Raw genomic sequence first — 4243 nt, 5'->3', positions numbered from 1 at the left:
TTTAGCGCGGTGTTTTTTTATTTAAAAAACAATTGATTTACCGCGCCCTGATGCTTCAGAAGCAGCATCTAATTGCCCATTTTTATTAATAATAACGTGTAAGTCACCAAAGTGCCTCTCGTCTATGGTGTAACCCATTTTTGTAAGCTCTGCTTTTACGCTATCGGTTAAACCAATGTGCGTTCTAATTATATTTTTAGGCCACAATTGATGATGAAAACGAGGACTATTTACAACCTGCTCTGCACTCATATCAAACTCTATCGCATTTAAGATAGATTCGTACACAGAGCTAATAATGGTTGTGCCACCAGGCGAACCTGTCACCATTTTAACGGTGTTGTCTTTAAGTAGTATTGTAGGCGTCATAGAACTCAACATACGCTTGTGTGGCTGTATTTCATTAGCTTTACCGCCTATTGCACCAAACACATTCATAACGCCTGGTTTGGCGCTAAAATCGTCCATTTCATCATTTAAAATAAATCCCGCACCTTCAACAACGACACCGCTACCAAACCCTAAGTTTATTGTGGTGGTATTTGCTACAGCGTTACCCATTTTATCAACGATTGAAAAGTGCGTAGTTTGCTCACTTTCTTTAAGGCCCGGTTTAATATTTTCGGTAGTCGAGATAGCGGTTAACGAAATGCCATTACTGCGCTCTTTGAGGTAGTTAATATTAGTTAACGCGTTTACTGGTACATCAAAAAAATCAGGATCGCCTAAATACTCTGCTCTATCTGCAAATACACGTTTACCTATTTCAGAAAGTAAGTGCACATACTGAGTCGAGTTATGCGCTAAGCCTGCATTTGGTTTTTGTAACTCATACATTTTGAGCCACTGTAAAATAGCAATACCACCTGAACTTGGCGGTGGCGAAGTAAGTACTTCATAACCATTCCAACTAGCTTTAATAGGCGCACGTGATTTAGCGGTATAATTTTTTAAATCATCTTGATTAATAATACCACCATGCTGGTGCATAAATTTAGCAATAATATTTGCAGTCTCGCCTTTATAAAATCCATCTTGGCCGTTATCACGAATACGCTTTAGCGTTGCCGCTAGCTCGGGTTGCTTAAAGACTTTATTGGCTTTTACATCAGCAAAATATTTTTCAAAGTTTACATTTATTTTTTGCTCTTTTAGATGGGCTATATAATGGCTAACACCTTTTGCTAACTTAGGCGGAACTACAAACCCTTGCTCAGCCAACGTTACAGCAGGCTGTACTAGTGTTTCCCACTTTAAAGTGCCATGCTTTTGATGAGCAAGCCACATACCCGCTACACTGCCAGGTACACCGCTTGCGTGAATGCCATATATTGATTTGTTTGCAATAACATTACCTTGCTCATCTAAATACATATCACGATGAGCCGCTGTTGGTGCTGTCTCGCGATAATCTATAAAATCGCCTTTACCATCTTTTTGAATAAGCATAAATCCCCCGCCGCCAATATTTCCGGCTTCAGGAAGCGTCACTGCAAGTACAAATTGTGCCGTAATAGCCGCATCAACAGCATTACCGCCTTGCTCTAATATACTTTTAGCAGCATCGGCACTGAACGAGTCTGGCATTGCGACCGCGCTTTGCGCTAAAGGCTGCGCCAAAACACTAAAAGTAGTGAACTGTAAAACCAGTACACTTTTGGCGATTAATTTACGTGGTGAAAAAAACAATCCCATACAACATCCTTAATTTATTATTTTTGTTGCCCATATTAATGCACGTCACTTAAGGACAGGTCAATCTTTATACTGTTGATATTTAATCATCTTCAAACGTTTTTTGAATAAAGCACCGCAGGTAAGTCGCCTTGCTCATCTGTATGTGTATAATTTTTTATAAATTGCAGACCTAGCTTTTTCATTATATTTATAGAGGCCGTATTATCTTTTAGTGCCGTTGCACTTATCGCCTTAACGTCATCTTGCTTAATGAGTTCATCACATAATGCTAAAGCCGCCTCGGTTGCATAACCATGCCCCCAACTCGCTTGTTTAAAGCGCCAACCTATTTCAATATCGCTGTAATTTGGTGCATCACTAAAGAAATCCATAGGTCTTATTAATACCCAGCCAATAAATGTACTGGTTTGCTTTAGAGTGATACTCCACAGCCCCCAGCCTTTTAGCTCATTTCTATATGCGAGCATACGAGGCACTCCCTCATTTTTTATTTGTTCTAAAGAGGTAGGTACACCTCGCGTTAAATACTGCATTACGGCGGGGTTTTGGTCGAGTTCAAATAATTGAGGCCAATCGTGCTCACTCATTAATTTAAAATTTAATCGTTTTGTTACGGGGGCGTTCATTTTCATTGTTGTATAGTCTGCCTCGAATTAATTATCAGTCTCTAAAGGAGATAGCACATGAATAAATTAGCAGGTTTAGCTTTATTAGGCACTTTAATTACATTAACTGGTTGTGAAGATGCCAACGAAGTAAAAGAAGATGCAAAAGATAAAAGCGCACAAATGCAAGAAAAGCTTGGTGATGCATGGAACGACGTTAAAGAGACAACTAACGATCTTAAAAATGATGAGTCTTTAAACGAGCTATTAGAGCAAAGTAAAACAATGGGCTTAGACATGTACGACGACGGCAAAGAGATTGCGGTTGATGCATGGATTAAAAGCAAAGAAGCTGCTGGCGAGTTAACTGAAAAAACTAAGCAGAAAGCGCAAGAAATTGCTGACGAAATTGAGCAAGCGCGTAAAGAACATAACGAAGGTTAATTTAACTTTCGATAATAAAAAAGGAAAGCCTCGGCTTTCCTTTTTTGTTTTAAGCAGTTTAGCCCAGATATGTGTTTACATATTTAGGGCTTATAAGCTCAAATTAACCTTTGTACTTACTCATAACTAAAGTCGCGTTTGTGCCACCAAAGCCAAAGCTATTAGACATTACAGTATTTAACTCAACATCACGACGCTCAGTGATAATATCTAAACCTGCCGCTTGCTCATCTAGCTCATCAATATTAATTGAAGGTGCTACAAAGCCGTGCTCTAGCATCAATAATGAGAAAATAGCTTCGTGAACACCTGCAGCACCGAGAGCATGACCCGTCATTGCTTTAGTTGCGCTGATCATTGGTGACTTACCACCAAACACTTCTTGAATCGCACCTAGTTCTTTAACGTCGCCTACTGGTGTAGATGTACCATGCGTGTTTAAGTAATCAATACTGTCTACATCTTGCATAGCTTGGCGCATACAACGTGCAGCACCTTCGCCAGATGGAGCAACCATGTCGTAGCCATCTGATGTTGCACCGTAGCCAACAATTTCGCCGTAGATATGTGCGCCACGTGCAAGTGCGTGTTCAAGTTCTTCAACTACAACAATACCGCCACCGCCAGAGATAACAAAACCATCGCGGTTTGCATCGTATGTACGAGATGCTTTTTCTGGTGTTTCGTTGTATTTAGTAGAAAGTGCGCCCATAGCGTCAAATTCCATTGCCAATGTCCAGTGTAGTTCTTCACCGCCACCAGCAAAAACAACATCTTGCTTACCTAATTGAATTTGTTCTACTGCATTACCAATACAATGCGCAGATGTTGCACATGCAGAGCTAATTGAGTAGTTAACACCTTTAATTTTAAAGGGTGTTGCTAAACAAGCAGATGTAGTGCTCGCCATAGTACGTGGAACCATATAAGGCCCTACGCGTTTTACGCCTTTTTCACGTAAAATATCAGCTGCTTCTACTTGCCACTTAGACGAACCACCGCCAGAGCCAACAATAATACCCGTGCGCTCATTTGATACTTGGTCGTCAGTCAAACCTGAGTCTTCAATTGCTTGAGTCATAGAAATATAAGAGTAAGCAGCAGCATCACCCATAAAGCGCATTGCTTTGCGGTCAACATGTGCTTTAACGTCAATATCAATTTTACCCGATACGTTACTACGTAACTTATAATCGGCAAATTCTTGGTTAAAAGCGATACCGCTTTTGCCCGTTTTTAACGATTCTAATACTTCTTCTTTGTTGTTACCAATGCTTGATACAACACCGATACCTGTAATTACAGCTCTTCTCATGGGTAATTCCCTTAGCTTAATACTTAATTGCATTCTATTTTACGCGAATTTAATCACCTAAGTGGTCAGCTTTCTAGCGTACACTTGTACTCTGAACTGCTAGCTTATAAATAACGCCAGACTATTACAAAGAAAACCCGTAAAATAATTAAAAATATATCTATAAATTTAAAAAATTATG

At 39.7% G+C, this 4243-nt stretch carries 4 protein-coding genes; 1 reads left to right on the top strand and 3 read right to left on the bottom strand.

The genetic code is table 11. From position 1 onward, the window contains the following. Positions 1–21 precede the first annotated feature (21 nt). Both ggt and GQR46_RS16830 read right to left on the bottom strand, forming a co-directional pair. The gene (gene ggt, locus GQR46_RS16835) at positions 22–1695 is read right to left on the bottom strand and encodes a gamma-glutamyltransferase (RefSeq protein ID WP_165741616.1); all 1674 of its coding nucleotides are present in this window, start codon (positions 1693–1695) and stop codon (positions 22–24) included. A 92-nt stretch (positions 1696–1787) separates the two neighbouring features. Continuing rightward, a complete protein-coding gene (locus tag GQR46_RS16830) occupies positions 1788–2330 on the bottom strand; it encodes a GNAT family N-acetyltransferase (protein WP_165741614.1) in 543 nt (180 codons plus the stop codon). A 51-nt stretch (positions 2331–2381) separates the two neighbouring features. Here GQR46_RS16830 and GQR46_RS16825 point away from each other — a divergent pair, with 51 nt between their 5' ends. After that, positions 2382–2747, top strand: a complete 366-nt coding sequence (locus tag GQR46_RS16825; RefSeq protein ID WP_008169794.1) for a hypothetical protein — start codon at positions 2382–2384, stop codon at positions 2745–2747. Between the two features lie 103 nt (positions 2748–2850). Here the strand turns inward: GQR46_RS16825 and fabB are convergent, their stop codons facing one another. Then, complete coding sequence (gene fabB / locus GQR46_RS16820) at positions 2851–4062, bottom strand: beta-ketoacyl-ACP synthase I (RefSeq protein WP_165741613.1); 1212 nt, start codon at positions 4060–4062, stop codon at positions 2851–2853. Between the last annotated feature and the right edge of the window lie 181 nt (positions 4063–4243).

It is taken from the genome of Pseudoalteromonas sp. Z1A6 (genome assembly GCF_011378745.1).
Classification (GTDB): Bacteria; Pseudomonadota; Gammaproteobacteria; order Enterobacterales; family Alteromonadaceae; genus Pseudoalteromonas; species Pseudoalteromonas arctica.
This window is presented reverse-complemented; position numbering and strand designations above follow the sequence as displayed.

Bases quoted from the DNA above. Each gene is read 5' to 3' on its own strand.
- ggt (WP_165741616.1), bottom strand. From the start codon at position 1,695: ATGGGATTGTTTTTTTCACCACGTAAATTAATCGCCAAAAGTGTACTG.
- GQR46_RS16830 (WP_165741614.1), bottom strand. From the start codon at position 2,330: ATGAAAATGAACGCCCCCGTAACAAAACGATTAAATTTTAAATTAATG.
- GQR46_RS16825 (WP_008169794.1), top strand. From the start codon at position 2,382: ATGAATAAATTAGCAGGTTTAGCTTTATTAGGCACTTTAATTACATTA.
- fabB (WP_165741613.1), bottom strand. From the start codon at position 4,062: ATGAGAAGAGCTGTAATTACAGGTATCGGTGTTGTATCAAGCATTGGT.